This is a genomic window from Streptomyces sp. NPDC042364, from assembly GCF_056437585.1.
The window spans coordinates 34349-61188 of record NZ_JBWKAJ010000032.1 but is presented as its reverse complement, the minus strand read 5'-3'; the positions used below and the strand labels follow the sequence as shown (position 1 = coordinate 61188).

The window sequence follows — 26840 nt, the reverse complement described above, 5'->3', positions numbered from 1 at the left end:
CGGTGTCCGCGCGCAGTGAGGAGGCGATACGGGCGCAGGCCGCCCGGCTGCTCGCGAGGCTGCGGGACGCGGCCCGGCCGCCACGCCCGCTGGATGTGGGGCATGCCCTCGCCACCACCCGGACCGCCCTGGAGCACCGGGCGGTCGTCCTCGCCGGCGACCACGACACCGCCGTACGGGAACTGGCCGCGCTCGCCGAGGGCGGCGCGGGCACCGCGACCGTCCGGGGCCGCACCACCCGTGGCGCCACCGCCTTCCTGTTCGCCGGGCAGGGCTCCCAACGGCTCGGGATGGGCCGTGAGTTGTACGAGGCCCATCCCGTCTTCGCCGCGGCGTTCGACGCGGTGGACGCCGAACTGCCCTTCAGCCTCCATGAGATCGTCTTCGGTGAGGACGCGGACCGGCTCAACCGCACCGAGTACGCGCAGCCCGCGCTCTTCGCGCTCGAAGTGGCCCTGTTCCGGCTGCTGGAGTCGTGGGGCGTCACCGCGAAGTTCCTGCTGGGTCATTCCGTCGGCGAGCTGGCGGCCGCCCATGTCGCCGGCGTGTGGTCCCTGGCGGACGCCTGCCGGCTGGTCGTCGCCCGCGGCCGTCTGATGCAGGCCCTGCCGGCCGGCGGCGCCATGGCCGCGCTCCAGGCCACCGAGGAGGAGGTGCTGCCCCTGCTGAACGAGCGGGTCGGCATCGCCGCCGTCAACGGGCCCCGGGCCGTGGTGATCTCCGGTGCCGCCGACGCCGTGGAGGAGGCGGCCGCGCACTTCCGCGCCCAGGACCGCAAGGTCACGGCACTGCGGGTCAGCCACGCCTTCCACTCCCCGCTGATGGAGCCCATGCTCCAGGAGTTCCGCGCGGTCGCCGAGACCCTCACCTACCACCCGCCCCGGCTGACGATCGTCTCCGACGTCACCGGCCGGATCGCCCGCCCGGCCGACCTGTGCTCGCCCGACCACTGGGTCCGGCACGTGCGCGAACCCGTCCGTTTCGCCGACGGAATACGGCTGCTGGCCGAGCGCCGGGTGGCCCGCTTCGTCGAGCTGGGCCCCGACGGCACGCTCACCGCCCTCGCCCAGGACTGCTTCGAGGGCGACGCGCCGCCCGCCCTCCCCACCCTGCGCAAGGACCGGCCCGAGCCCGCCTCGCTCATGGCGGCGGTCGCCGGAGCCTTCGCCCACGGCGCTCCGGTCGACTGGCCGGCCGTCTTCGCCGGCACCGGCGCCGGATCAGTGGACCTGCCGACGTACGCCTTCCGCCGCGAACGGTACTGGCTGGAGCCCACCCCGCCCGGCACGGCGGTCACCGGTGAGGCCGGCGGCGGGGACGCGGGCTTCTGGAACGCCGTCGAGGACGAGGACGTCACCGCCCTCGCCGACACCCTGGACGTCGACGAGGGTCTCGTACGTCCCCTCGTGCCCGCACTGTCGCAGTGGTGGCGCGGCCGACGCGAGCTCGGCAGGGTGGACCGGCTGCGCTACCGCGTCGCCTGGCACCCCCTCGACCCGGCCGCCGACAGTCCGCTCACCGGCCGCTGGCTCGTCCTCGCCCCCGCCGGTACGGCCGAAACCCCCCTCGCCGCCACCCTCACCGACGCGCTGGTGGCAGGCGGCGCCGAAGCCGTGCTGCGGGAGTACGCCCCGGACGAGGAGCGCGCCGGCCTGGCCGCCCGCCTCGCCGGCCTCGGCACCTTCGCGGGCGTCCTCGCCCTGCCCGCCGGCGACGGGGACGCCTCCCCGGCCGACGCCCTGTTCCGCACCGTACGGCTCGTGCAGGCGCTCGGCGACGCCGAGGTGACCGCACCCCTGTGGCTGGCCACCCGCGGCGCGGTGTCCACCACACGCTCCGACGCCGCCCCCGAGCCGGCCCAGGCCGCGCTGTGGGGCCTGGGCCGCGTCGCCGCACTGGAACTGGCCGACCGGTGGGGCGGCCTCGTCGACCTGCCGCCGACCGTCGACCGACGGGCCGCGGCACGGCTCACCGCCGCGCTCGCCCGGACCGGCGACGAGGACCAGCTCGCGGTGCGTGCCTCCGGGGTCTTCGTACGACGCCTGCTGCACGCCGAGGACCCTGCCGCCCCGCACACCGGCGCGAGCGGCTGGCGGCCCCGCGGCACCGTCCTGATCACCGGCGGCACCGGCGCGCTGGGCGCCAGAGTCGCCCACTGGGCCGCCGAGCAGGGCGCGGAGCACCTCGTCCTGACCGGCCGGCGCGGCCCCGACGCCCCCGGCGCCGCCGAACTGACGGCCGCGCTCACCGCGCTCGGCGCCCGGGTGACGATCGAGTCCTGCGACATCGCCGACCGCGCGGCCGTCGAACGTCTGCTGGAAAGCCACACCGTCGACGCCGTCGTCCACGCGGCCGGCGTCACCGACACCGTGCCGCTGCCCGACCTCGACGCCGACCGCTTCCGGGCGGTCCTCGCCGCCAAGGCACACGGCGCCGCCCACCTCGACGCGGTGCTGCGCGCCCAGGGCGACCGCCCGCTCGACGCGTTCGTGCTGTTCTCCTCCATCGCCGGGGTGTGGGGCAGCGGGGGCCAGACCGCCTACGCCGCCGCCAACGCCTACCTCGACGGCCTGGCCGAACAGCGCCGCGCCCGCGGCGCCACCGCCACCTCCGTCGCCTGGGGCCCCTGGGCCGAGGGCGGCATGGCCGCCGAGGGCGGAGCCGAGGAGTACCTGCGCCGGCGCGGCCTCGCCGCCCTCGACCCCGGCACGGCGCTCGCCGCACTCCGCCGCGTCCTCCAGCAGGACGTCACCGGCCAGGTCGTCGCCGACGTCGACTGGTCCCGGTTCGCCCCCGGCTTCACCAGCACCCGCCCCAGCCCGCTGCTCACCGACCTGCCCGAGGCGCGGGACGCGCTGAGCACCGGGCAGAGCGGCGCGCGGGACGACGGAGCGGGCGCGGCACTGCGCGCCCGCCTGGCCGGCCGGCCTGCCGCCGAACGCACCCGCGCCCTGCTGGAGTTGATCCGTGGCGAGGCCGCCGCCGTCCTCGGCCACGCCGACGCGGGGCTGCTGGAGACCCGGCGCGCCTTCCGCGACTCGGGTTTCGACTCCCTCACCGCCGTCGAGCTGCGCAACCGCCTCACCGCCGCGACCGGCCTCACCCTGCCCGCCACCCTGGTCTTCGACCACCCCACCCCGGTCGACCTCGCCGCTTTCGTGCACGGCGAGCTGTTCGACGAGACCCGGGGCGCACAGCCCGGCATCCCGGCCGGCACGGCACGCGGCGAGCGCACGGCCGACGACCCGATCGTCATCGTCGGCATGGGCTGCCGTCTGCCCGGCGACGTCACCGGCCCCGACGAACTGTGGGAACTGGTCGCCGCCGGACGCGACGCGATCACCGGCTTCCCCACCGACCGGGGCTGGGACCTCGACGCTCTCTACCACCCGGAACCGGGCCGCCCCGGCACCAGCTACACCAGGCACGGCGGATTCCTCACCGGCGTCGGCGACTTCGACCCGGCCTTCTTCGGTATCTCCCCCCGCGAGGCCGTCGCCATGGACCCGCAGCAGCGGCTGCTGCTGGAGACCTCGTGGGAGGCGCTGGAGCGCGCCGCCATCGCCCCCGGCGCCCTGCGCGGCAGCCGTACCGGCGTCTTCATGGGCTCCAACGGGCAGGACTATCCCGCGCTGCTGCTCAGCACGCCCGACGGCGGCGACGGATACCTCGGCACCGGCAACGCCGCCGCCGTGGTCTCCGGCCGTATCGCCTACGTCCTCGGTCTCGAAGGACCGACCCTCACCGTCGACACCGCCTGCTCGTCCTCACTCGTCGCCCTCCACCTCGCGGTGCAGGCGCTGCGGGCGGGCGAGTGCGACCTCGCCCTCGCCGGTGGTGTCACCGTCATGTCGACCCCGGGCGCCTTCCTGGAGTTCAGCCGGCAGCGCGGGCTGGCCGCGGACGGCCGGTGCAAGCCGTTCTCCGACGACGCCGACGGCACCGGCTGGGCCGAGGGCGTGGGCGTGCTCGTCGTGGAGCGGCTCTCCGACGCCCGCCGCAACGGACATCCGGTGCTGGCCGTGGTCGCCGGTTCCGCCGTCAACCAGGACGGCGCCAGCAACGGCCTGACCGCCCCCAACGGGCCCGCCCAGCAGCGGGTCATCCGTGCGGCCCTCGCCGACGCCGGTCTGACCCCGGCCGAGGTGGACGCGGTGGAGGCGCACGGCACGGGTACGACGCTGGGCGACCCGATCGAGGCGCAGGCCCTGCTCGCCGCGTACGGGCAGGACCGCGAACAGCCCCTGTGGCTCGGCTCGCTGAAGTCCAACATCGGCCACACCCAGGCCGCCGCCGGTGTCGCCGGCGTCATCAAGACGGTGCTGGCCATCAACCACGGCCTGCTGCCGCCCACCCTGCACGCCGATGCTCCCAGCACGCACGTCGACTGGTCGGCGGGCGCCGTGGAACTCCTCACCGAGAGCACGCCGTGGCCGAACTCCGGCCGGCCACGCCGCGCCGGCGTCTCGGCGTTCGGCGTCTCCGGCACCAACGCCCATGTCATCGTCGAACAGCCCTGGTCGGACGACGAGCCGCGGACCGGCGAGGGTCCCGGCGATACCGCCCCGACGACCCATCAGGACGCCGCGGCCGTAGCCGTGGCCGAACCCGGATCGGCGGTCCGGGCGGAAGCCGGCAGCGGCCCCGAGCCCCGGCCCCCGCTGCCCTGGGTGATCTCCGGCGCGTCCGAGAACGCCCTGCGCGAACAGGCACAGCGGCTCCTCGCACACGTCGACGCCCGGCCCGGCCTCACCACGGAGGGGATCGGCCTCTCCCTCGCCACCACCCGCACCGCGCTCGAGAACCGCGCGGTGGTCCTGGGAGCGGACCGCGCGGAACTGGTGTCCGCCCTGACGTCCCTGGTCCGGGGCGAGCCCGCCTCCGGCGTCATCACCGGCCGCGTCCGGGCCGACGGCCGCACCGCGTTCCTCTTCGCGGGCCAGGGCGCTCAACGCCCGCACATGGGCAGGGAGTTGTACGAGACGTACCCGGTCTTCGCGGACGCCTTCGACGCCGTGTGCGCCCACCTCGACAGCGAACTACCGCGTCAGCTACGGGAGGTGGTGTTCGATGAGGACGCCGACCTCTTGAACCGGACCGAGTTCACCCAGCCCGCGCTGTTCGCGCTGGAAGTGGCGTTGTTCCGGTTGCTGGAGTCGTGGGGTGTGCGCCCGGACGTGCTGGCCGGTCACTCCATCGGTGAGCTGGCCGCCGCGCATGTGGCGGGGGTGTGGTCGCTGGCGGACGCGTGCCGTCTGGTGGCGGCCCGCGGCCGGCTGATGCAGGCGCTGCCGGAGGGCGGTGCGATGGTCGCGCTCCAGGCCACCGAGGACGAGGTGCTGCCCCTGCTGGGCGACGAGGTGGGCATCGCGGCGGTCAACGGACCCCGGGCCACCGTGATCTCGGGCGCGGCCCACGCAGTCGAGGAGATCGCGGACCACTTCCGTGCCCAGGACCGCAAGGTCACGGCACTGCGGGTGAGTCACGCGTTCCACTCGCCGCTGATGGAGCCGATGCTGGCCGGCTTCCGCAAGGTCGCCGAGAGTCTCACGTATGAGCGGCCCCACCTGCCCGTCGTCTCCACGGTCACCGGTGAGTCGGCCACTGCCGACGAGATGTGCACCCCGGAGTACTGGGTCCGCCATGTCCGCCGGACCGTCCGCTTCGGCGACGCCGTGGCCGCCCTGGAGACCGAAGGTGTCACCCGGTACCTGGAGCTGGGACCGGACGGAACCCTGACCGCGCTGGCCCACCTCTCCCTCACCGACGGCGACGCGGTCGTGGCCCCGGCCCTGCGCCCCGAACGCCCCGAGACCACGACGCTGCTCTCGGCGACCGCGACCCTCTTCGCACACGGCGCCGAGGTCACGTGGTCCGCGTTCTTCCCCGCCGGGCGCCCCGTCGAACTGCCCACCTACGCCTTCCAGCACGGCCGCTACTGGCCGCGCCCGGCCGGCGGCCACCTCGGCGACCTCCGCTCGGCCGGTCTGTCCGCCGCCGGCCACCCGCTGCTCGGCGCGACCGTCACCCTGGCGGACAGCGGGGCTGCGGTCTTCACCGGGCGGCTCTCCGCCCAGCTCCAGCCCTGGCTCGCCGAACACGTCGTCTCCGGTTCCGTCCTGCTGCCCGGCACCGCCTTCCTGGAACTCGCCCTTCACGCGGCGGACCGGGTCGGCTGCGGCCAGGTGGAGGAACTCACGCTGCGGACACCTCTGGTACTGCCCGCCCAGGGCGCGGCCCAGCTCCAGGTCACCGTCGGTGCCCCGGACCCCGCCGGGCGCCGCGAGATCGGCGTGTACTCACGTCCCTCGTCCGGTTCGGACACCACCGGACCCGACGACGAGCCGTGGATCCAGCACGCGAGCGGCACCCTGCTCCCCGAGGCCGCCACCCCGGCCGCGGAAGCGGAAGCCCCCGTGCGACCGCCCGCCGACGCCGCCGAGATCCCCACCGACACGCTCTACGAGCGGCTGGCGGAGACCGGGCTGGCCTATGGACCTCTGTTCCGCGGACTGGTGTCCGTCCGGCAGCGCGGCGACGATCTCTTCGCCGAGGCGGCCCTCCCCGATGAGGCCGCTCCCGACGCCCGCCGCTACGGCGTCCACCCCGCCCTGCTCGACTCGGTGCTGCACTCCCTCGGCGTCGCTCCGGCGGCCACCGGCAGCCCCGCGGGAGAGGCGTCCGGCCCCGGCCTGCCCTTCTCATGGACCGGCGTCACCCTGCACGCCACCGGCGCGACACGGCTCCACGCCCGCCTGCGGGCCACCGGTACCGGCTCGGTCGCCCTCGACCTGGCCGATCCCTCCGGCGCGCCCGTCGCCACCATCGGCTCCCTCACGCTGCGCGCCCTCACCGCACCGGCCGCCGGAACCCCGTCAACCCCGCACGCCGAGCTGCTGCACCGGGTCGACTGGACGCCGCTCCCGCTCGACGCGACCGCGGACGGCACGCGGTACACCACCGCCTCGGACCTTCCGACGTCGCTGCCTCCTACCGGAGTCGACGCCGGACAGGACGTGCTGATACGCGTGGCGCCCCCGGCCGGCGACGTCGCGCGGGCGGCGCACACGGTCACCACCGACGTGCTGGAACTGGTCCGCGCCTGGCTGACCGAGGAGCGCTTCGAAGACGCCCGCCTGGTGGTGGTCACCGAAGGCGCGGTCGCCCTGGACGCGGCGACCCCCGATCCCGCCCTGGCCGCAGTATGGGGTCTGGTACGGGCGGCCCGGGCGGAGAACCCGGGGCGGTTCGCGCTGGTCGACGTCGACGGCGCCGAGGAGTCATGGGCCGTCGTCCCGGCCGCGCTGGCCTCAGGCGAGGCCGAGATCGCCGTACGCGCCGGCACCGCCTTCAGCCCGCGCCTCGGCCGTGCCACCACCGGCCCTGAACTCGCGCCCCCCGCAGGGGAGTCGGCCTGGCGGCTGGACATCGTGGAGAAGGGCACGCTGGACGGACTTGGCCTGCGCCCGGTCCCTGAGGCGGATGCCGAGCCGGCGCCGGGGCAGGTTCGTGTCGCGGTGCGTGCGGCGGGTGTCAACTTCCGCGATGTGCTGAACGCGCTTGGTATGTACCCGGGTGATGCGAAGGACTTCGGTCTGGAGGGCGCGGGTGTGGTGACGGAGGTCGGCCCGGGTGTTTCGGGGCTGGCTGTGGGTGACCGGGTGTTCGGGATGTTCTCGGGTGCGTTCGGTCCGGTTGCGGTGGCGGACGCCCGGACGGTGGCCCGGATTCCGGAGGGTTGGTCGTTCGCTGAGGCGGCGTCGGTGCCGGTCGTGTTCCTGACCGCCTATTACGCGTTGACCGATCTGGGGGGGCTGCGCTCGGGTGAGTCGGTGCTGGTGCATGCGGCTGCCGGTGGTGTGGGTATGGCGGCGGTGCAGTTGGCGCGGTATCTGGGTGCTGAGGTGTTCGGTACGGCGAGTGCCGGCAAGTGGGACACGCTGCGGGGACTCGGTCTGGACGAGGGGCACATCGCTTCCTCCCGTGACACGGGGTTCGAGGCGGCGTTCCTGGCGGCGACCGGTGGTCGTGGTGTGGATGTGGTGCTGGACTCGCTGGCCGGTGAGTTCGTGGATGCCTCGTTGCGGTTGCTGCCGCGTGGTGGCCGGTTCCTGGAGATGGGCAAGACCGACGTCCGTGATCCGGAGGCCGTCGCCACCGGGCACCCGGGCGTGACCTATCGTGCCTTCGATCTGTGGGACGCCGGTCCGGAGCGGATCGGGCACATGCTGGCTGATCTGGTCGCCCTGTTCGAGGCGGGGGTGCTCACGCCGTTGCCGGTGACCTGCTGGGATGTGCGCAGGGCTCCGGAGGCGTTCCGGTATCTGTCGCAGGCGCGGCATGTGGGCAAGGTGGTGCTGACCGTCCCGGCGCCGTTGGACCGGGACGGGACGGTGCTGGTGACCGGTGGCACGGGTGGTCTGGGCGCGCTGGTGGCCCGGCATCTGGTGACCGGGCATGGGATACGGCGCCTGCTGCTGGCCGGCCGCCGGGGCTTGGAAGCTCCTGGCGCTCGCGAACTGGTCTCGGAACTGGGTGACTTGGGTGCCGAGGTCGAGGTGGCGGCGGTGGACGTGGCCGACCGCGGCCGGCTCGCCGACGTCCTCGCGGCCGTCCCCGCCGAGCACCCGCTGACCGCGGTGGTGCACACGGCGGGTGTCCTGGACGACGGTGTGGTGTCGTCCCTGAGCCCCGAGCGGCTCGCGAAGGTGCTGCGGCCGAAGGTGGACGCGGTGGCGCACCTGCACGAGCTGACCCGTGACGCCGACCTGTCCGCGTTCGTGGTCTTCTCCTCGGTCGCCGGTACGTTCGGCGGCGCGGGCCAGGCCAACTACGCGGCCGCCAACGCCTTCCTGGACGCCTTCGCCGCCCGCCGCCGCTCTTCCGGTCTGCCGGCGACCGCTCTCGCCTGGGGTCCCTGGGCCCCCGGCGCGGGCATGACCGCCGAGCTGACCGAGGCGGACCTGCGGCGCATGACCCGCGGCGGCATGCTTCCGATCGCCCCCGAACAGGGCCTCGGCGCCCTGGACGCGGCCCTGCGCCGGACCGAACCCGTGCTCGTGCCGATCGCGCTCGACCGGCGCGTGCTGCGGGACCGGCAGGCGGTGGCAGCGCTGCCCGCCATGCTCCGCGCTCTGGCCGTCACCCCGGCACGGCGCGAGGCCGCCACGGCGGACGGCACCGCCGACGGGCACGGCTTCCTGACCCGGCTCAGGGCGCTCGGGCAGGCCGAGCGCGAGACGGCGGTGCTGGACCTCGTACGCACCCAGACGGCCCTGGTACTGGGGCACTCCGGCCCGGACACCGTGGAGGCCACCCGGGACTTCCGCGGCCTCGGCATCGACTCGCTGACCGCCGTGGAACTGCGCAACCGCCTGACCGCGGCGACCGGTCTGCGGCTGCCGGCGACCCTGGTGTTCGACTACCCGTCGCCGCAGGCGCTCGCGCGCCACATCGGCGCCGAACTCCTCGGTGTCGAGCCCTCCGCCGGAACCACCGCCGCCGCCACGGTCGCGGCCGTCACGGCGACCGATCCCGCCGCCGACGACGCGCGGATCGCCATCGTGGGCATCGGCTGCCGGTTCCCCGGTGGCGTGCGCGGCCCGGAGGACTTCTGGCGACTCCTCGCCGACGGCGTGGACGCCATCGGGGCCCCGCCCGCCGACCGCGGCTGGCACGCGGACGGCATCGAGGGCGGATTCCTTTACGACGCCGCCGAGTTCGACGCCGACTTCTTCGGGATCTCGCCGCGCGAGGCGGTGGCCATGGATCCCCAACAGCGACTCCTGCTGGAGATCTCCTGGGAGGCCCTGGAGCGGGCCGCGGTCGATCCGCGCGGCCTGCACGGTTCCCGTACCGGCGTGTTCGTCGGCACGAACTACCAGGGCTACGGGTCGGCCGTGCACGACGTCCCCGAGGAGGCGCGCGGCCAGCTCTTCACCGGCCACGCCGCGAGCGTGGCGTCCGGCCGGGTCGCCTACGCGCTGGGCCTGGAGGGCCCGGCGGTCACCGTCGACACCGCCTGCTCGTCCTCCCTCGTGGCACTGCACTGGGCCGTGCAGTCGCTGCGGTCCGGCGAGTGCGACCTGGCGCTCGCGGGCGGTGTGACCGTGATGGCGACACCGGGCGCCTTCGCCGAGTTCGACCGGCAGGGCGGTCTCGCCGGTGACCACCGCTGCAAGGCATTCTCGGACGACGCCGACGGCACCGGCTGGGGCGAGGGCGCCGGCATCCTGCTGCTGGAGCGGCTCTCCGACGCCCGCCGCAACGGCCACCCGGTGCTCGCCGTGGTCCGCGGCAGCGCCGTCAACTCCGACGGCGCCAGCAACGGCCTGACCGCGCCCAACGGCCCCTCGCAGCAGCGCGTCATCCGCGCAGCGCTGGCGTCGGGCGGACTCACACCCGCCGACGTCGACGCGGTCGAGGCGCACGGCACCGGCACCAGACTCGGCGACCCGATCGAGGCCCAGGCACTGCTCGCCACCTACGGCCAGGACCGCGAACAGCCCCTGTGGCTCGGGTCCGTGAAGTCCAACATCGGCCACACCCAGGCCGCCGCCGGTGTCGCCGGCGTCATCAAGACGGTGCTGGCGATGCGGCACGGGACACTGCCGCGCACCCTGCACGTCACCGAGCCGACCAGCCACGTGGACTGGACGGCCGGGCGGATCGAGCTGCTGGCCGAGCCGGTGCCCTGGCCGCGTACGGGACGCCCGCGACGTGCCGCGGTCTCGTCGTTCGGCATCAGCGGCACCAACGCCCACGTCGTCCTGGAGGAGGAGGTGACGCGACAGGCGGCCATCGAGCCGCCGGCCGAGGGGCCGGTCGCCTGGCCGCTGAGCGCACGATCCGCCGCCGCCCTGCGCGGGCAGGCCGAGCGACTGCGCGCCCGGCTGACCGCCGACCCGGAGCCGCCGTCCCCCGCCGACGTGGCCCACTCCCTGGCCACCGGCCGCGCCGCCCTCGAACACCGGGCCGTGGTGGTGGCCGAGGACCGGGCCGGACTCCTGGCCGGCCTGGCGGCGCTCGGCAGCGGCGAGGACACCGCCGCGGTGGTGCGCGGCCGCACCGGGCCACGGGGCCACACGGCGTTCCTGTTCAGCGGACAGGGCTCGCAACGGCCGGGCATGGGCCGGGAACTCCTGGAGCGGTTCCCGGTGTACGCCGACGCCTTCCACCGCGTCTGCGACGCGTTCACCCCGCACCTCGACGTACCGCTCGCCGACGTCGTCCTCGGGGACGAGGGCACGGAGCGGGCCGGTCTGCTGGACCGCACCGCCTACACCCAGCCCGCCCTGTTCGCCGTCCACGTGGCCCTGTACGAACTGGCCCGCTCCTGGGGGGCCGTGCCGGACGCGCTGATGGGGCACTCCATCGGCGAACTGTCCGCCGCGCACGTCGCCGGAGTGCTGTCCCTGCCCGACGCGTGCGCCCTGGTCGCGGCCCGCGGCCGGCTGATGGATGCGCTGCCCGAGGGCGGCGCGATGGCAGCCGTACAGGCGTCCGAGGACGAGATGGCCCCGTTGCTCGCCGGACGCGAACAGCACATCGCGGTCGCCGCCGTCAACGGGCCCGCGGCCGTGGTCGTCTCCGGCGACGAGGACGCCGTGTCCGACATCGCCGGGCATTTCGCCGCGCTGGGCCGAAAGACTAGGCGTTTGCGGGTCAGCCATGCGTTTCACTCGGCGCATATGGACGCGATGCTTGCGGAGTTCGAAGAGATCGCGCGCGGCGTGCGATACGCCGCGCCGGCGATCCCCATCGTCTCCAACGTGACGGGCGACCGGGCCACCGAGGCGGAACTGACCTCGCCCGGCCACTGGGTGCGGCATGTCCGGCAGACGGTGCGCTTCGCGGACGGCGTACGCCGCCTGAGGGCGGACGGCGTCGGAACGTTCGTGGAACTCGGTCCGGACGGCTCACTGACCGCGATGACCCTCGACACCCTTCAGGAACCGGGGTGGCACGGCTCGCGGGAACCGGCCGAGCCCGCCGTCGCCGTCCCCGTGCTGCGCCGGGGCCGCCCGGAGCCGGTAGCCGCCCTGCTGGCCGCCGCCACCCTCCACGTGCGCGGGCTCGCCGCCGCCCCGACCGGACTGACCGGCCCCGCCCGCACGGTGGAACTGCCGACGTACGCCTTCCAGCGCGACCGCTACTGGCTGGAGGCGGCCACGCCCGCCGCCACCGGCACACCGGGCGACACGGACGGCGTCGACCACGAGTTCTGGGCCGCCGTCGAGCGCGGCGACCTCGGCGAGCTGACCGAGCACCCCGACCTCGACGACGGCACCACTCTCGGCGAACTACTGCCCGCGCTGTCCTCCTGGCGGCGTCGCCGCCAGGAGCGTTCCGCGCTCGACTCCTCGGCCTACACCGTGGTCTGGCGCCCGGTACCGGACGGCCCCGCGCCCGTGCTGTCGGGCACCTGGCTGCTGGCCGTGCCCGCCTCCCGGGCCGACGACCCGTGGACGGACACGCTGGCCGAGGGCCTGACCGCGCACGGCGCCGAGATCGTGCCGCTCGTCGTGGACTGCGCCCTCACCGACCGCGCGGCGCTCGCCGAGCAGCTGCGCAAGGTCGCCGAACCGGACGCCGTGCACGGCGTGCTGTCGCTGCTGGCGCTCGACGAGGAGCCCGCGGCCACCACGGACCGCGCCGCCACCCCCGCCGGTCTGGCCGCGCTGCTCGCCCTCACCCAGGCACTCGGCGACCTGGAGATCGGCGCCCCGCTGTGGGCCGCCACCGTCGGCGCCGTCGCCGTGACCGACCGGGAGAGCGTGACCGCGCCCGCCCAGGCCACCACCTGGGGCCTGGGCCGGGTCGCCGCGCTGGAACACCCGCAACGCTGGGGCGGTCTCGTCGACCTCCCAGCCGACCTCGACGGGCGGACCGCCGAACGGCTCGCGGCCCTGCTCTGCGGCACCACGGGGGAGGACCAGACCGCCGTACGGGCCGCCGGCGTCTTCGCCCGCCGCCTGGTGCACGCCCGGCCCTCCGAAGCCCAGGCACCCGAGTGGACCTGTGCGGGCGAGACCGTGCTGGTCACCGGAGGCACCGGAGCGCTCGGCGCCCGGATCGCCCGGCGGCTCGCCGAACGCGGCGCCCGCCACTTGGTGCTGGCCGGCCGCCGCGGGAAGGACGCCGACGGCGCCGACGCGCTGCGCGCCGAACTGACCGCCCACGGCGCGGAAGTGACGCTGGCCGCCTGCGACACCGCCGACCCCGACGCCCTGGCCGCCCTGCTGGCCGAGCACCCGGTCGACGCCGTGGTGCACGCCGCCGGAGTCCTGGACGACGGGCTGCTGCAGTCGCTCACCCCCGAGCGGCTGGACGCGGTCCTGCGGCCGAAGCTGGCCGCCGCCCGCAACCTCGACCGGCTCACCCGCGACCGCGAACTGTCGGCGTTCGTCCTGTTCTCCTCCTTCGCCGGCACGGTCGGCTCGGCGGGCCAGGGCAACTACGCCGCCGCCAACGCCTACCTCGACGCGCTCGCCGCCCGGCGCCGCGCCGAGGGCCTGCCCGCCACCTCCGTGGCCTGGGGCCCCTGGGCCGGCGGCGGCATGGCGGGCGGCGGCCCCGAGGCCGAGGCACGGCTGCGGGGCGGCGGAGTCGTCCCGCTCGACCCGGACAGGGCGCTCGCAGCCCTCGACCGGGCGGTGGCCCGAGAGGACGCCACACTCACCGTCGCCGAGCTGACCTGGGACCGCTTCGTGCCCGGCTTCACCGCCGTACGGCCCGCCCCACTGCTCGCCGAACTGCCCGAGGCCCGGGCCCTGTCACGGCGGGCACGGGAGCGGGACGGCGACACCGGGGCGGACAGCGGCACGCTGCGCACCCGGCTGGCCGGGCTCCCGGAGGCCGAGCAGGAGCGGCTGCTGAGCCAGCTGGTCCGCGGCCATGTCGCCACCGTGCTCGGACACGCCTCCGCCGACGCCGTCGACGCCGACCGGGCCTTCAGCGAACTCGGCTTCGACTCGCTGATGGCCGTGGAACTGCGCAACCGGCTCGGCGTCGCCGCCGGGCTGCAACTGCCCGCCACCCTCCTGTTCGACCAGCCCACGCCCCGCGTCCTCGCCCGCCACCTGCGGTCGCTGACCGTGGCCGAGGGCGGCGGCGGGGCCCCCGCACTGGACGCCCTCGACCAGCTGGAGGCCGCACTCGCCCAACTAGCCGAGGACGACACCCGGCGCGACCGGATCACCTCCCGCCTGCTGGCGCTCGCCTCCCGCTGGAGCGGTCAGGGCGAACCGTCCACCGAACGCACGGACGACGGCGGCGGCGACCTCCAGGACCGGATCGAGTCCGCCGGCGCGGAGGAGATCTTCGCCCTCATCGACAACGACCTGGGCATGTCATGACCGTCACCACGGCCACGCCCGCGAACACGGCCACGGCCACGCCCGCGAACACGGCCACGGCCACGCCCGCGAACACGGCCGCGAACACCGCCAGGGCCGCGAACATCGCGACCGACACGACCTTCCAGGTGGGGGAGTACGCGTGAACGAGCAGGAAAAGCTCCTCAGCTACCTCAAGAAGGTCACCGGAGACCTGCACGAGACCCGCAGGCGGCTGCGGGAGGCGGAGTCCGCCTCCCGCGAGCCGGTCGCCATCGTCGCGATGAGCTGCCGTTTCCCCGGCGGCGCCGACTCGCCCGAGGAACTGTGGCGGCTGCTCGCCTCCGGCGGCGACGCCGTGACCGAGTGGCCCGCCGACCGGGGCTGGAACCTCGCCGACCACTACGACCCCGAGCCGGGCCGCCCCGGGAAGACGTACAGCACGTCCGGCGGCGCGCTCGCCGGGGCCGGCGACTTCGACGCCTCGTTCTTCGGGATCTCGCCGCGCGAGGCGATGGCGATGGACCCGCAGCAGCGGCTGCTGCTGGAGATCTCCTGGGAGGCGTTCGAACGGGCCGGCATCGACCCCACCACTCTGCGCGGCTCCCGCACCGGCGTCTTCGCCGGCACCAACGGCCAGGACTACCCCGCCCTGCTGCTGGCCTCGCGGGAGAGCCTGGAAGGACACGTCGGCACCGGCAACGCCGCCAGCGTGGTCTCCGGCCGTATCTCCTACACCCTCGGCCTGGAGGGCCCCGCCGTCACCGTCGACACCGCGTGCTCCTCCTCGCTGGTCGCCTTGCACCTCGCCGTACGGGCGCTGCGCTCGAAGGAGTGCGACCTCGCGCTCGCCGGCGGTGTCACCGTGCTGTCCACACCCGGCCTGTTCATGGAGTTCAGCAGACAGCGGGGCCTCGCCCCCGACGGCCGGTGCAAGGCGTTCGCCGAGGCCGCCGACGGCACCGGCTGGGCCGAGGGCGCCGGCATGCTGCTGGTGGAGCGGCTGGCCGACGCCCGCCGCCTCGGGCACCCCGTGCTCGCCGTGGTCCGCGGCAGCGCCGTCAACCAGGACGGCGCCTCCAATGGTCTGACCGCCCCCAACGGTCCCTCCCAGCAGCGCGTCATCTGGCAGGCCCTCGCCGACGCCCAGCTGACCACCGCCGACGTCGACGCGGTGGAGGCGCACGGCACCGGCACCACGCTGGGTGACCCGATCGAGGCGCAGGCCCTGCTCGCCACCTACGGGCAGGACCGCGAAACACCGCTGTGGCTCGGCTCCGTCAAGTCGAACATCGGGCACACCCAGGCCGCCGCGGGCGTCGCCGGGGTCATGAAGATGGTCCTGGCCATGCGGCACGGCCTGCTGCCCCGCACCCTCCACGTCGACCGGCCCTCCACCCACGTCGACTGGACGGCGGGCCGTGTGGAACTCCTCACCGAGGCCCGCCCCTGGCCCGCCGCCGACCGGCCGCGCCTGGCCGGCGTCTCCTCCTTCGGCGTCAGCGGCACCAACGCCCACGTCATCCTCGAACAGCCCGTCCCCGAACCGGCCGCCCCGCCCGTCGGGCAGCCCACCGCGCCCCCGCGCACCACGCTGCCGTACGTCGTGTCAGGGCGCAGTGCCGCCGCGCTGCGCGCCCAGGCCGCCGCCCTGCACGCCCGGCTGCGCGCCGACGAGACGGTGCCCCCGCACGACCTCGCCTGGTCGCTGGCCGCCACCCGGTCCGCGTTCGAACACCGCGCGGTGCTCCTCGCGGACGACCGTGCCGAACTGCTGCGCGGCCTGGAGGCCCTGGCGGCGGGCTCCCCGGCGGCCGGCCTCGTCCAGGGCGTGGCCGACGTCGACGGCCGCACCGTCCTCGTCTTCCCCGGCCAGGGCCCCCAGTGGCCCGGCATGGCCCTCGAACTCCTCGACAGCGAACCCGAGTTCCGCGAACACTTCACGGCCTGCGCGACCGCCGTCGAGCGCCACGTGGACTGGTCCGTCGAAGACGTCCTGCGCGGCGCCGACGGCGCCCCCACCCTCGATCGCGTGGACGTCGTCCAACCCCTGCTGTTCGTGACCATGGTGTCGCTGGCCCGGCTCTGGCAGGCCCGCGGTGTGCGCCCCGACGCCGTCGTCGGCCACAGCCAGGGTGAGATCGCCGCCGCCTGTGTCGCCGGGGGCCTCACCCTGGACGACGCGGCCCGCGTGGTCGTCCTGCGCAGCAGGGCCATCACCACCCTCGCCGGACACGGCGGCATGGCCTCCGTGCTGCTGCCGGTCACCGAAGTCCGCGAGCGGCTGACCCCGTGGGAGGGCAGGCTCTCCGTCGCCGCGGTCAACGGACCCGCCTCCGTGGTCGTCTCCGGCGACGCCGACGCCGTACGCGACCTGGTCGCCGAGCTCTCCGCCTCCGGCGCGCAGGCACGGCCGATCCCCGTCGACTACGCCTCCCACTCCGCGCAGGTCGAGGAGATCCACCAACGCCTCCTCGCCGATCTCTCCGGGCTGCGGCCGCGCACCGCCGACGTGCCGTTCTTCTCCACCGTCACCTGCGACTGGCTCGACACCGAGCGCCTCGACGCCGCCTACTGGTACGACAACCTGCGCCGCACGGTCCGCTTCGCCGACGCCGTGAAAGCCCTCGCCGACCAGGACTTCCGCGCCTTCGTGGAGTCCAGCCCGCACCCCGTCCTCACCGCCGCCGTCCGCGACACCCTCGACGAGGAGGGCCGCACCGGTACGGTCGTCACCGGCACCCTGCGCCGCGGCGAAGGCGGACCCCGCCGCTTCCTCGCCTCCCTCGCCGAGCTGTGCGTCCGCGGCGCCGGGCCCGCCGACCGCACCGCCCTCGTCGACCCCGGCACCCGCGTCGACCTGCCCACCTACGCCTTCCAGCGCCGCACCTACTGGCCCACGCCCGCCCAGCTCACCGCCCCCTCGGCGCCCTCAGGCACCGACCTCGACGCCCGCTTCTGGGAATCCGTCGAGAACGGCGAGACCGCCCCGCTCGCCGCCGCCCTCCACCTCGACCAGGACACCCTCGCCACGGTCCTGCCCGCCCTGAGCGACTACCGCAGGCGCAGCCGCGAGAACGCCACCGTGGACGCCTGGCGCTACCGCGTCACCTGGAAGCCCCTGCCCGCCACCCTGGCACCCGTACTGAGCGGCAGCTGGCTCGTCGCCCTGCCCGCAGCCCACCAGGACCCGGCGCACCCCGGCCACGCCCTCGTCGCCGCCGTCGTCGACGCCCTCACCCGCGCGGGCGCCGACCCGGTCACCCTCGCCGTCGCCCCACACGACGGCCGCGACCGCATCGCCGACTCCCTGCGCGCCACCGGAGCCGAACGGCCACAGGCCGTACTGTCGCTGCTCGCCCTGGACGACGAGGAGTACGACGGCCTGCCGGGCCTGCCCCGCGGCTTCGCCGCCACCGTCGCCCTCGTCCAGGCGCTCGACGACCTCGGCCGGGAGGCACCCGTCTGGTTCACCACCAGGGGTGCCGTCGCCACCGGCCCGACCGAGACCGTAGACGCTCCCGAGCAGGCCCTCGTCTGGGGCTTCGGCCGCGTCGTCGCCCTGGAACAGCCCCAGCGCTGGGGCGGTCTGCTCGACCTGCCCGCCACCCTCGACCCCATCGCCGCCGAACGCCTCACCGCCGCCCTCGCCGGTGTCGGCCAGGAGGACCAGCTCGCGGTCCGCGACACCGGCCTCCTCGCCCGCCGGCTCAAGCGGGCGGCGACGGGCGGTCTGGACGGCGTCCGGGAGTGGACACCCACCGGAACCGTCCTCGTCACCGGCGGCACCGGTGCCCTCGGCCGCCAGGTCGCCCGCAAACTCGCCCGCCAGGGCGCCCCCGGCCTGCTGCTGGTCAGCCGCACCGGCCCCGACGCGCCCGGCGCCGCAGAGCTGCGCACCGAACTCACCGAACTGGGCGCCGAACACGTCGACATCACCGCCTGCGACATCGCCGACCCCGACCAGCTCGCCGCCCTGCTCGCCACCGTCCCCGCCGAACGGCCGCTCACCGCCGTCTTCCACACCGCCGCCGTCCTGCGGGACGGCGTCATCACCACCCTCACCCCCGACCAGCTCGCGGAAGTACTGCGGGTGAAGGTCGGCGGCGCCCGCAACCTCGACACCCTCACCACCGGGCTCGACCTCTCCGCGTTCGTGCTCTTCTCGTCCACCGCGGGGACGATCGGAGCTCCCGGCCACGCCAACTACGCCCCCGGCAACGCGCTCCTCGACGCCCTGGCCCAGCAGCGCCGCTCCCGCGGCCTGCCCGCCACCGCCATCGCCTGGGGCCCCTGGGCCGACGGCGGCATGGCCGAGGGCTCCGTCGGCGAACGCCTCCAGCGGCACGGCGTACGCCCCATGAACCCCGACCTCGCCCTCGGGGCCCTGCAACAGGCCCTCGACCACGACGACACCACCCTCGCCGTCACCGACATCGACTGGGACCTGTTCGCCCACGCCTACACCACGGCCCGGCCCCGCCCCTTCCTCGACGACCTGCCCGACGCCCGACGCGCCCTGACCGCCCGCCGGAGCCCGGACCACGACCCCCGGCATGCCGACGACGGTGAGCCCCACGACACCGGCGACCTCATCCGGCGGCTCGCCGCCCTCGCCGAACCCGAACAGCGGGCCGCCTTCGAGGAACTCGTCCGCGCCCACGCCGCCGTCGTCCTCAACCACGCCGGCCCCCAGGACGTCGAACCCACCCGTTCCTTCCGCGACCTCGGCTTCGACTCGCTCACGGCGGTGGAGCTCCGCAACGCCCTCAGCGGCGTCGTCGGCCGCCCCCTGCCCGCCACCCTGGTCTTCGACCACCCCACCCCGGTCGCCCTCGCCGAACACCTCCGAGCCGCCCTCGCGCAGGCCACCGGGCACACCCCGGACGCCGCGCTTCCGATGCCGCGTGCCATCGACGACGACCCGGTCGTCATCACCGCGATGAGCTGCCGCTTCCCCGGCGGGGCCGACACCCCCGAGGACTACTGGCGACTGCTCGCCGACGGCACCGACGCCATCACCGCATGGCCCGAGGACCGCGGCTGGGACGTCGAGGCGCTCTACGACCCCGAACCCGGGGTCCCCGGCCGCGCCAGCACCCGCGGCGGAGGGTTCCTCGACCACGTCGCCGACTTCGACCCCGGCTTCTTCGGGATCTCGCCGCGTGAGGCGCTGGCGATGGACCCGCAGCAGCGGCTGCTGCTGGAGCTGGCGTGGGAGGCGTTCGAGCGGGCCGGGATCGACCCGACGTCCCTGCGCGGCTCCCGCACCGGCGTCTTCGCCGGCACCAACTACCAGGACTACGCCTCCCGCCCCCTCGACCCCGCCACGGCCGAGGAGGTCGCGGGCCACCTCGGCACCGGCAACACCGCGAGCGTGATGTCCGGACGGGTGTCGTTCACCCTGGGGCTGGAGGGCCCGGCGGTGACGGTGGACACGGCCTGTTCCTCGGCACTGGTCGCGTTGCATCTGGCGGTGCAGGCGTTGCGGTCGGGTGAGTGTGATCTGGCGTTGGCCGGTGGTGTGACCGTGATGTCGACGCCGGGGTTGTTCCTGGACTTCAGCCGGCAGCGTGGGTTGGCGGCGGATGGCCGGTGCAAGGCGTTCTCGGACGCGGCGGACGGGGCCGGGTTCTCCGAGGGCGCGGGTCTGGTGCTGGTGGAGCGGTTGTCGGACGCGCGGGCGGCCGGTCGCCGGGTGCTGGCGGCGGTGGCGGGTTCGGCCGTCAACCAGGATGGTGCCAGCAACGGTCTGACGGCGCCGAACGGTCCGTCGCAGCAGCGGGTGATCCGGCAGGCGCTGGCGGGTGCGGGGCTGAAGCCGTCGGATGTGGACGCGGTGGAGGCGCACGGGACGGGGACGGCGCTGGGTGACCCGATCGAGGCGCAGGCGCTGCTGGCCACCTACGGCCAGGACCGTGAACGGCCCCTGTGGTTGGGGTCGGTGAAGTCGAACATCGGCCACACGCAGGCCGCGGCGGGTGTCGCGGGTGTGATCAAGATGGTGTTGGCGATGCGGCACGGTGTGTTGCCGCGGACGTTGCATGTGGATGAGCCGTCGTCGCATGTGGACTGGTCTGCGGGTGCGGTGGAGTTGCTCACGGATGGTGCGGACTGGCCGTGTGTCGAGGGCAGGGTGCGTCGGGCGGGTGTGTCGTCGTTCGGTCTGAGTGGGACGAACGCGCATGTGGTGCTGGAGGAGCCGCCGGTCGAGCCGGAGCCACAGCCGGAGCCGGGTCCGGGGCCTGTGCCGGTGAGTGTGCCGGTGGGGGCTGGTGTGGTGCCGTGGGTGGTGTCGGGTCGTACGGGTGCGGCGTTGCGGGCTCAGGCCGGGCGGCTGGCCGGGTTTGTGGCCGGTGACGAGTCGCTGGGTGCGGTCGAGGTCGCTGGGGCGCTGGTGCGGTCGCGGTCGCTGTTCGAGCATCGGGCGGTGGTCTGGGGTTCGGAGCGTGGGGAGTTGCTGGGGGCGTTGGAGGCGGTCGCTTCCGGCGGGGAGGCGTCCAACGCCGTGACGGGCACGGCCCGGCGCGATGTGCGCACGGCGTTCCTGTTCGCCGGGCAGGGCTCGCAACGCCTGTGTATGGGCCGGGAGCTCTACGAGACGTATCCGGTGTTCGCCGAGGCCTTCGACGCCGTGGACGCGGAACTGCCCTTCGATCTACGGGAGGTGGTGTTCGGTGAGGATGCCGACCGTCTGAACCGGACCGAGTTCACCCAGCCCGCGCTGTTCGCGCTGGAAGTCGCCCTGTTCCGGTTGCTGGAGTCGTGGGGTGTGCGCCCGGACGTGCTGGCCGGTCACTCCATCGGTGAGCTGGCCGCCGCGTATGTGGCGGGGGTGTGGTCGCTGGCGGATGCGTGCCGTCTGGTGGTGGCGCGGGGCCGGTTGATGCAGGCGCTGCCGGAGGGTGGGGCGATGGTCGCGCTCCAGGCCACCGAGGACGAGGTGCTGCCGCTGCTGGGTGACGAGGTGGGGATCGCGGCGGTCAACGGTCCCCGGGCCACCGTGATCTCGGGCGCGGCCCAGGCGGTCGAGGAGATCGCGGACCGCTTCCGTGGCCAGGACCGCAAGGTGACGGCGTTGCGGGTGAGTCATGCGTTCCACTCGCCGTTGATGGAGCCGATGCTGGCGGACTTCCGCAAGGTGGCGGAGGGTCTGACGTTCGGGCGTCCGAAGCTGCCTGTCGTCTCGACGGTGACCGGTGAGGCGGCCACGGCCGACGAGCTGATGTCGGCGGACTACTGGGTCGGCCAGGTGCGCCGGGCGGTCCGTTACTGCGATGCCGTCCGAGTGCTCGCCGGGCAGGGCGTGGGCCGCTTCGTGGAACTCGGTCCGGACGGCACCCTCACCGCCCTCGCCCAGACCTGCCTCGACGACACCGACGACACCGGCGACACCGGCGACACCCGCGGCACCGACTCCGCGGTGCTCGTACCGCTGCTGCGCAAGGACCGACCCGAGGCCACGACCGCGCTCTCCGCCCTCGCCGCCCTGTTCGTCCACGGCACTCATGTCGACTGGGCGGCTCAACTACCCCGCACATCACCGGTGCAGCTGCCGACCTACGCCTTCCAGCGCCGCCGCTACTGGCTGGACGGCGCCGACCATGCCGGGGATGTCACCGCTGCCGGGCTGGAGCGCGCCGGGCATCCCCTGCTGTCGGCCGCCGTCAGGGTCGCCGAGACCGGCGGGCTGGTTCTCAGCGGGCGGTTGTCGGCCCGCACCCACCCGTGGCTCGCCGACCACTGTGTCCTGGGCCGTGCCATCCTGCCCGCCACCGCCTACCTCGAACTGGCCGTGTACGCCGGTGACCAGGTCGGTCTCGGCCATGTCGCCGAGCTGACCCTGCAGACCCCGCTGGTGCTGCCCGAGCGTGGCTCCGTCCAGCTTCAGATCGCCCTCGGAGGGGAGACCGAGGAGGGGCGGCGGTCCTTCAGCGTGCACTCCAGGGCCGCCGACGCCGAGGCCGACCAGCCGTGGACCCGGCATGCCCAGGGGTGGCTCGCCGAGGAGTCCGGGCCGGTGCCGCGGGACGGCGGCTCGTGGCCGCCGGCGGACGCCGTCCCGGTCGTACCGGACCCTGAGGGGGAGGGCGACTGGTACGAGTCGTTCGCCGCCGGGGGGTTCGACTACGGGCCGGCCTTCCAGGGCCTCGGCCGGGTGTGGCGCCGGGACCGGGACCTGTTCGCCGAGGTGGCGCTGCCGGAGTCGCACCGTGCGGAGGCGGCTCGCTACGGGCTGCATCCGGCCCTGCTGGACGCCGCCGTGCAGACACTGCTCGTCCGGGCGCTGGAGGCCTCCGGCGAGGAGGAGGCCGCGGCGGCCCTGCCGTTCGCCTGGAGCGGCTTCTCCCTGCACGCCACCGGCGCGAGCGCGCTCCGCGTCCGTCTGGCGCCCGCCGGCCGTCGGGACGAGTACACGCTGACCGTTGACGACACCGACGGCAGGCCGGTCGCCACGGCGGACGGCCTGCTGCTGCGGAGGGTTTCCGCCGGGCAGCCGCACGACCCCGCCGAGAGCGGTACGGCTCCCGCGGCGCCGCCCCTGCTGGTGCACGGCTGGCGGCACGCCGACCCGCAGCCCGTCGCCCCGGCGCCCGAGACCGTGCGCTGGGCGCTGATCGGACAGGGGGACGGTGGTCTCGCCGAGACCCTGGACGCCGCCGGAGTCCACCTGGAGTGCTACGCCGACCTCACCTCACTCGCCGCGGCCGTCGACACCGGCACCGCCGCACCCAAGGTCGTCCTCGCCACCTGCGCCGCCCCCGCCGGGCCCGTCCCCGAGGGCACCAGGCACCTGCTGGTCGCGGCCGCCGGCCTGGTCCGGCAGTGGGTCGGCGACGACCGGTTCGCCGACTCGCGCCTGGTCCTGGTCACTCGCGGCGCCCTCGCCACCTCCCAGGCGGAGGACGTCGGCGACCTCGCCGGCGCCGCGCTGTGGGGGCTCGTCCGCTCCGCCCAGCTCGAACACCCCGACCGGGTGCTGCTGCTGGACCTCGAGACGCCCACCGGGCCGGACCACACCTCAGGGCCGGACCACACCTCAGGGCCGGACCACGGCTCAGGGCCGGACCAGGGTTCAGGGCCGGACCAGGGTTCAGGGCCGGACGACGGCTCGGCCGGCACCCTTGCCGCCGCGATCGCCGCGGGCCTCCCGCAGTCCGCCGTACGCGCCGGAGCGCTTCTGCTACCCCACCTCACCGCGCCCGATCCCGCCCCCGAGGGCGACCTCGCGTCCGTGACCCCGTTCGTGTCCGGCGGTACCGTCCTCGTCACCGGCGCCACCGGCGCCCTCGGCACCCTGGTGGCACGCCATCTGGTCACCGCGCACGGAGCGCGCCGGCTGCTGCTGGCGTCCCGGCGGGGGGCGGACGCGCCGGGGGCCGGCGCGCTGGTCGCCGAGCTGAGCGCGCACGGCGCCGAAGCGACCCTCGCCGCCTGCGACGTCGCCGATCCCGACCGGCTCGCCGAGCTGCTCGCCGGTGTGCCCGACGAGCATCCGCTGACCGCGGTCGTGCACGTCGCCGGTGTCGTCGACGACGCGACCCTGACCTCCCTGACCGACACCCAGGCCGACGCGGTCCTGCGGCCCAAGGCGGACGCGGCCTGGCATCTGCACCGGCTGACCGAGAAACTGAACCTGTCGGCGTTCGTGCTGTTCTCCTCCGCGGCGGGCACCTTCGGCGCGGCGGGGCAGGGCGCCTACGCGGCCGCCAACGCCTTCCTCGACGGGCTCGCCCGGCACCGGCGGGCGCGCGGGCTGCCCGCCACCTCCATCGCCTGGGGACTGTGGGCGGCCGAGAGCGGCATGACCGCGGGCCTCGGCGCCGCCGACCGGGAGCGGATGGCCAGGAACGGCATGCTGCCGCTGACCGCCGAAGCGGGACTCGCCCTCTTCGACGCCGCCGTCGCCGCACCCGACGCGGCCGTGGTCGCGGTCGCGAGGCAGTCACCGGCGGCCCCGTCCCGTACGGCGGTGCGCCGCGCGGCGGCCTCCGAGACGCCGGCGGACGGCGGACGGTCGCTGTCCGCACGTCTCGCGGGCCTCGCCGGCCGGCAGCGGCTCCGGCTGCTGCTGGACACCGTCCGGGACCAGGTGGCCGCCGTCCTCGGGCACGACTCGACGGACGAGGTGCTGCCCGACCGGCACTTCGCGGAACTGGGGTTCGACTCGCTGACCGCCGTGGAACTGCGCAATCGGCTCGGCGCCCTGACCGGCTTCCGGCTGCCCCCGACCCTCGTCTTCGACCTCGACACCCCGCAGGCGCTCGCCGCGGACCTCGCCGAACGGTTCGCGGCTGCGGCCGGCCCGGGACCGGACGGCCGGGGCGCGGCCCCCGGCGACGACGACACGGCCGGGCGCACCGCCCGCCCGGAGGACACCGTGGGCGCGCTGTTCCGCGGCGCCTGTGAACAGGGCCGCGTCGACGACGGCTTCGCCCTGCTGCAGGCGGTCGCCGAACTGCGGCCGGTGTTCGAGTCCCCGTCCGACCTGACCGGCGGGACCGCCGGGCTGCGGCTGGCCGCCGGCGACGACGGGCCCGCGCTGATCTGCTTCAGCTCGTACGTGGCGCTGGCCGGTGTGCACCAGTACGCGCGGTTCGCCTCCGCGTTCCGCGGCCGGCAGGACGTGTGGGCGCTTCCCACCCCCGGTTTCGGCCGCGGCGAGCCGCTGCCCGCCTCCCTGGATGTGGTGGCGAGGACGCAGGCCGAGTGGGTGCTGCGCTGCGCGGACGGCAGGCCGTTCGTGCTGACCGGGTCGTCGTCCGGCGGCATCCTGGCCCTCGCCGCCGCCCGCCATCTGGAGCGGTCGGGGCATCCGCCGCTGGGGGTGGCCCTGCTCGACACCTACATGCCGCGCGCGGACTCGCCGTTCACCCGCTTCTCGGCCGAGATGCTGGGCGGGATGTTCGACCGGGAGTCGATGTTCGCGCACATGGACTCCGACCGGCTCTCGGCGATGAGCTGGTACATCCGCATGATCGGCGAGTGGGACCCGGGGGACCTGTCCACGCCCGTGCTGCTGGTGCGGCCCGCCGAGCCGCCGGTGACCGCCGCCGGACGGGAGCCGCTCACACCGGGGGAGTGGCAGAGCACCTGGGAGGGCGCGGACGGCGTCGTCGAGGTCCCCGGCAACCACTTCACGATGATGGAGTCCCATGCCGCCACCACGGCGGGTGCCCTCGCCGGCTGGATCGCCACGGCACTGCCATCGCACACCGCGGGCCGTGAACCGGCCCGACCGACCGAGGGAGCATGATGCGGGTCCTGTTCGTCAGCCTGTCCGAGAAATCCCACGTGTATCTGATGGTTCCGCTGGCGTGGGCGCTCAGCGCGGCAGGACACGACGTCCGTGTCGCCAGCCATCCGCTGGCGATCGAGACCATCACCCGCGCGGGACTCACCGCCGTACCCGTCGGCACCGACCACGGCCTCCACCGGGACATGTCCGCCTACCGCGAGTCGCAGGACTACCAGACCGCGAACTGGAGCCGCTGCGAACGCGACCAGGTGGACTGGGCGGAGCTGAAGGAGCGCATGGCACTGAGCGTCCCGTACGCCTTCGCCCCCTACAACGACTCCATGATCGAGGACCTGGCCGCGTTCGCCCAGGGCTGGCGGCCCGACCTGGTGATCCGGGACCCGCTGGCGTACGCCGGTGCCATCGCCGCCCGGATCAGCGGGGCCGCCCACGCCCGCCTGATGTGGTGCTCCGACGTGTGGGGCCGTACCCGGCAGACATATCTGGAACTGATGCGCGAGCAGCCCGAGGCCGAGCAAGTCGACCCGCTCGCCGACTGGATCGCGGCGAGGTCCGAGCCGTACGGGTTCTCCTGCGACGAGGAGCTCCTGCACGGCCAGGCCACCATCAGCACCCTGCCCCAGTCCCTGTCGATCCCGTCGGCGTCCCCCGAACTCCCCATGCGGTACGTCCCGTACAACGGACGCGCCGTGGTGTGGGACTGGCTGCGCGAGGCGCCCAAGCGGCCCCGGATCTGTCTCAGCCTCGGTACCTCCAACACCGAGGACTACGGAGGCGACTACGTTTCCGTACCGAAGATCCTCGACGCCCTGGCCGACGAGGACGTGGAGGTGGTGGCCGCCCTGCTGCCCGCGCAGCTGGAGCAGCTCCGCACCGTTCCTGACAACGCCAGGGCCGTCGACTCGGTGGCCCTGAGCACCCTGCTGCCGAGCTGCTCGGCCGTCATCCACCACGGCGGCTACGGCACGTTCGCCACAGCCATGGCGGCCGGAGTGCCCCAGATGATGCTGTCCACCCTGATCGCCGACCACGAGCAGCGCGGGCGGGCGCTCGAACGCTCGGGAGCGGGCCTGTACCTGCACCACGGTGACGCCACCGTGGAGAACGTCCGCGACGGGGTGCGGCGGCTCGTCGGGCAGCCGGAGACCGCTGAGGCCGCCCGGCGCCTGCGGGCCGAGTCCGAGGCGATGCCGAGCCCGCACGACCTGGTGGCCACCCTGGAGCGACTGGCGGAAGTGCGCTGA

4 protein-coding genes (1 of these 4 cut by a window edge) are annotated in these 26840 nt (G+C 74.9%); all 4 read left to right on the top strand.

Annotation, left to right across the window (positions count from 1 at the left end; translation table 11 throughout):
• Tightly spaced (each overlapping or abutting the next), the 4 genes in view from AC067N_RS36870 to AC067N_RS36855 form a layout consistent with a single transcriptional unit that may run on beyond the window.
• A protein-coding gene (locus AC067N_RS36870) for a type I polyketide synthase (RefSeq protein WP_478683320.1) crosses the window boundary here: on the top strand, positions 1–14357 show its 3' portion. 1459 nt of this gene lie to the left of the window's left edge; the window shows 14357 of its 15816 coding nt (coding positions 1460–15816); the start codon falls outside the window, past its left edge; its stop codon occupies positions 14355–14357.
• Complete coding sequence (locus AC067N_RS36865) at positions 14354–14503, top strand: hypothetical protein (protein WP_478683318.1); 150 nt, start codon at positions 14354–14356, stop codon at positions 14501–14503. The genes AC067N_RS36870 and AC067N_RS36865 overlap by 4 nt, the downstream gene beginning before the upstream one ends.
• Positions 14500–25593, top strand: coding sequence for a type I polyketide synthase (locus tag AC067N_RS36860; RefSeq protein ID WP_478683317.1), 11094 nt, complete (start codon positions 14500–14502; stop codon positions 25591–25593). The genes AC067N_RS36865 and AC067N_RS36860 overlap by 4 nt, the downstream gene beginning before the upstream one ends.
• Complete coding sequence (locus AC067N_RS36855; RefSeq protein WP_478683316.1) at positions 25590–26840, top strand: activator-dependent family glycosyltransferase; 1251 nt, start codon at positions 25590–25592, stop codon at positions 26838–26840. Before AC067N_RS36860 ends, AC067N_RS36855 begins: the two co-directional genes overlap by 4 nt.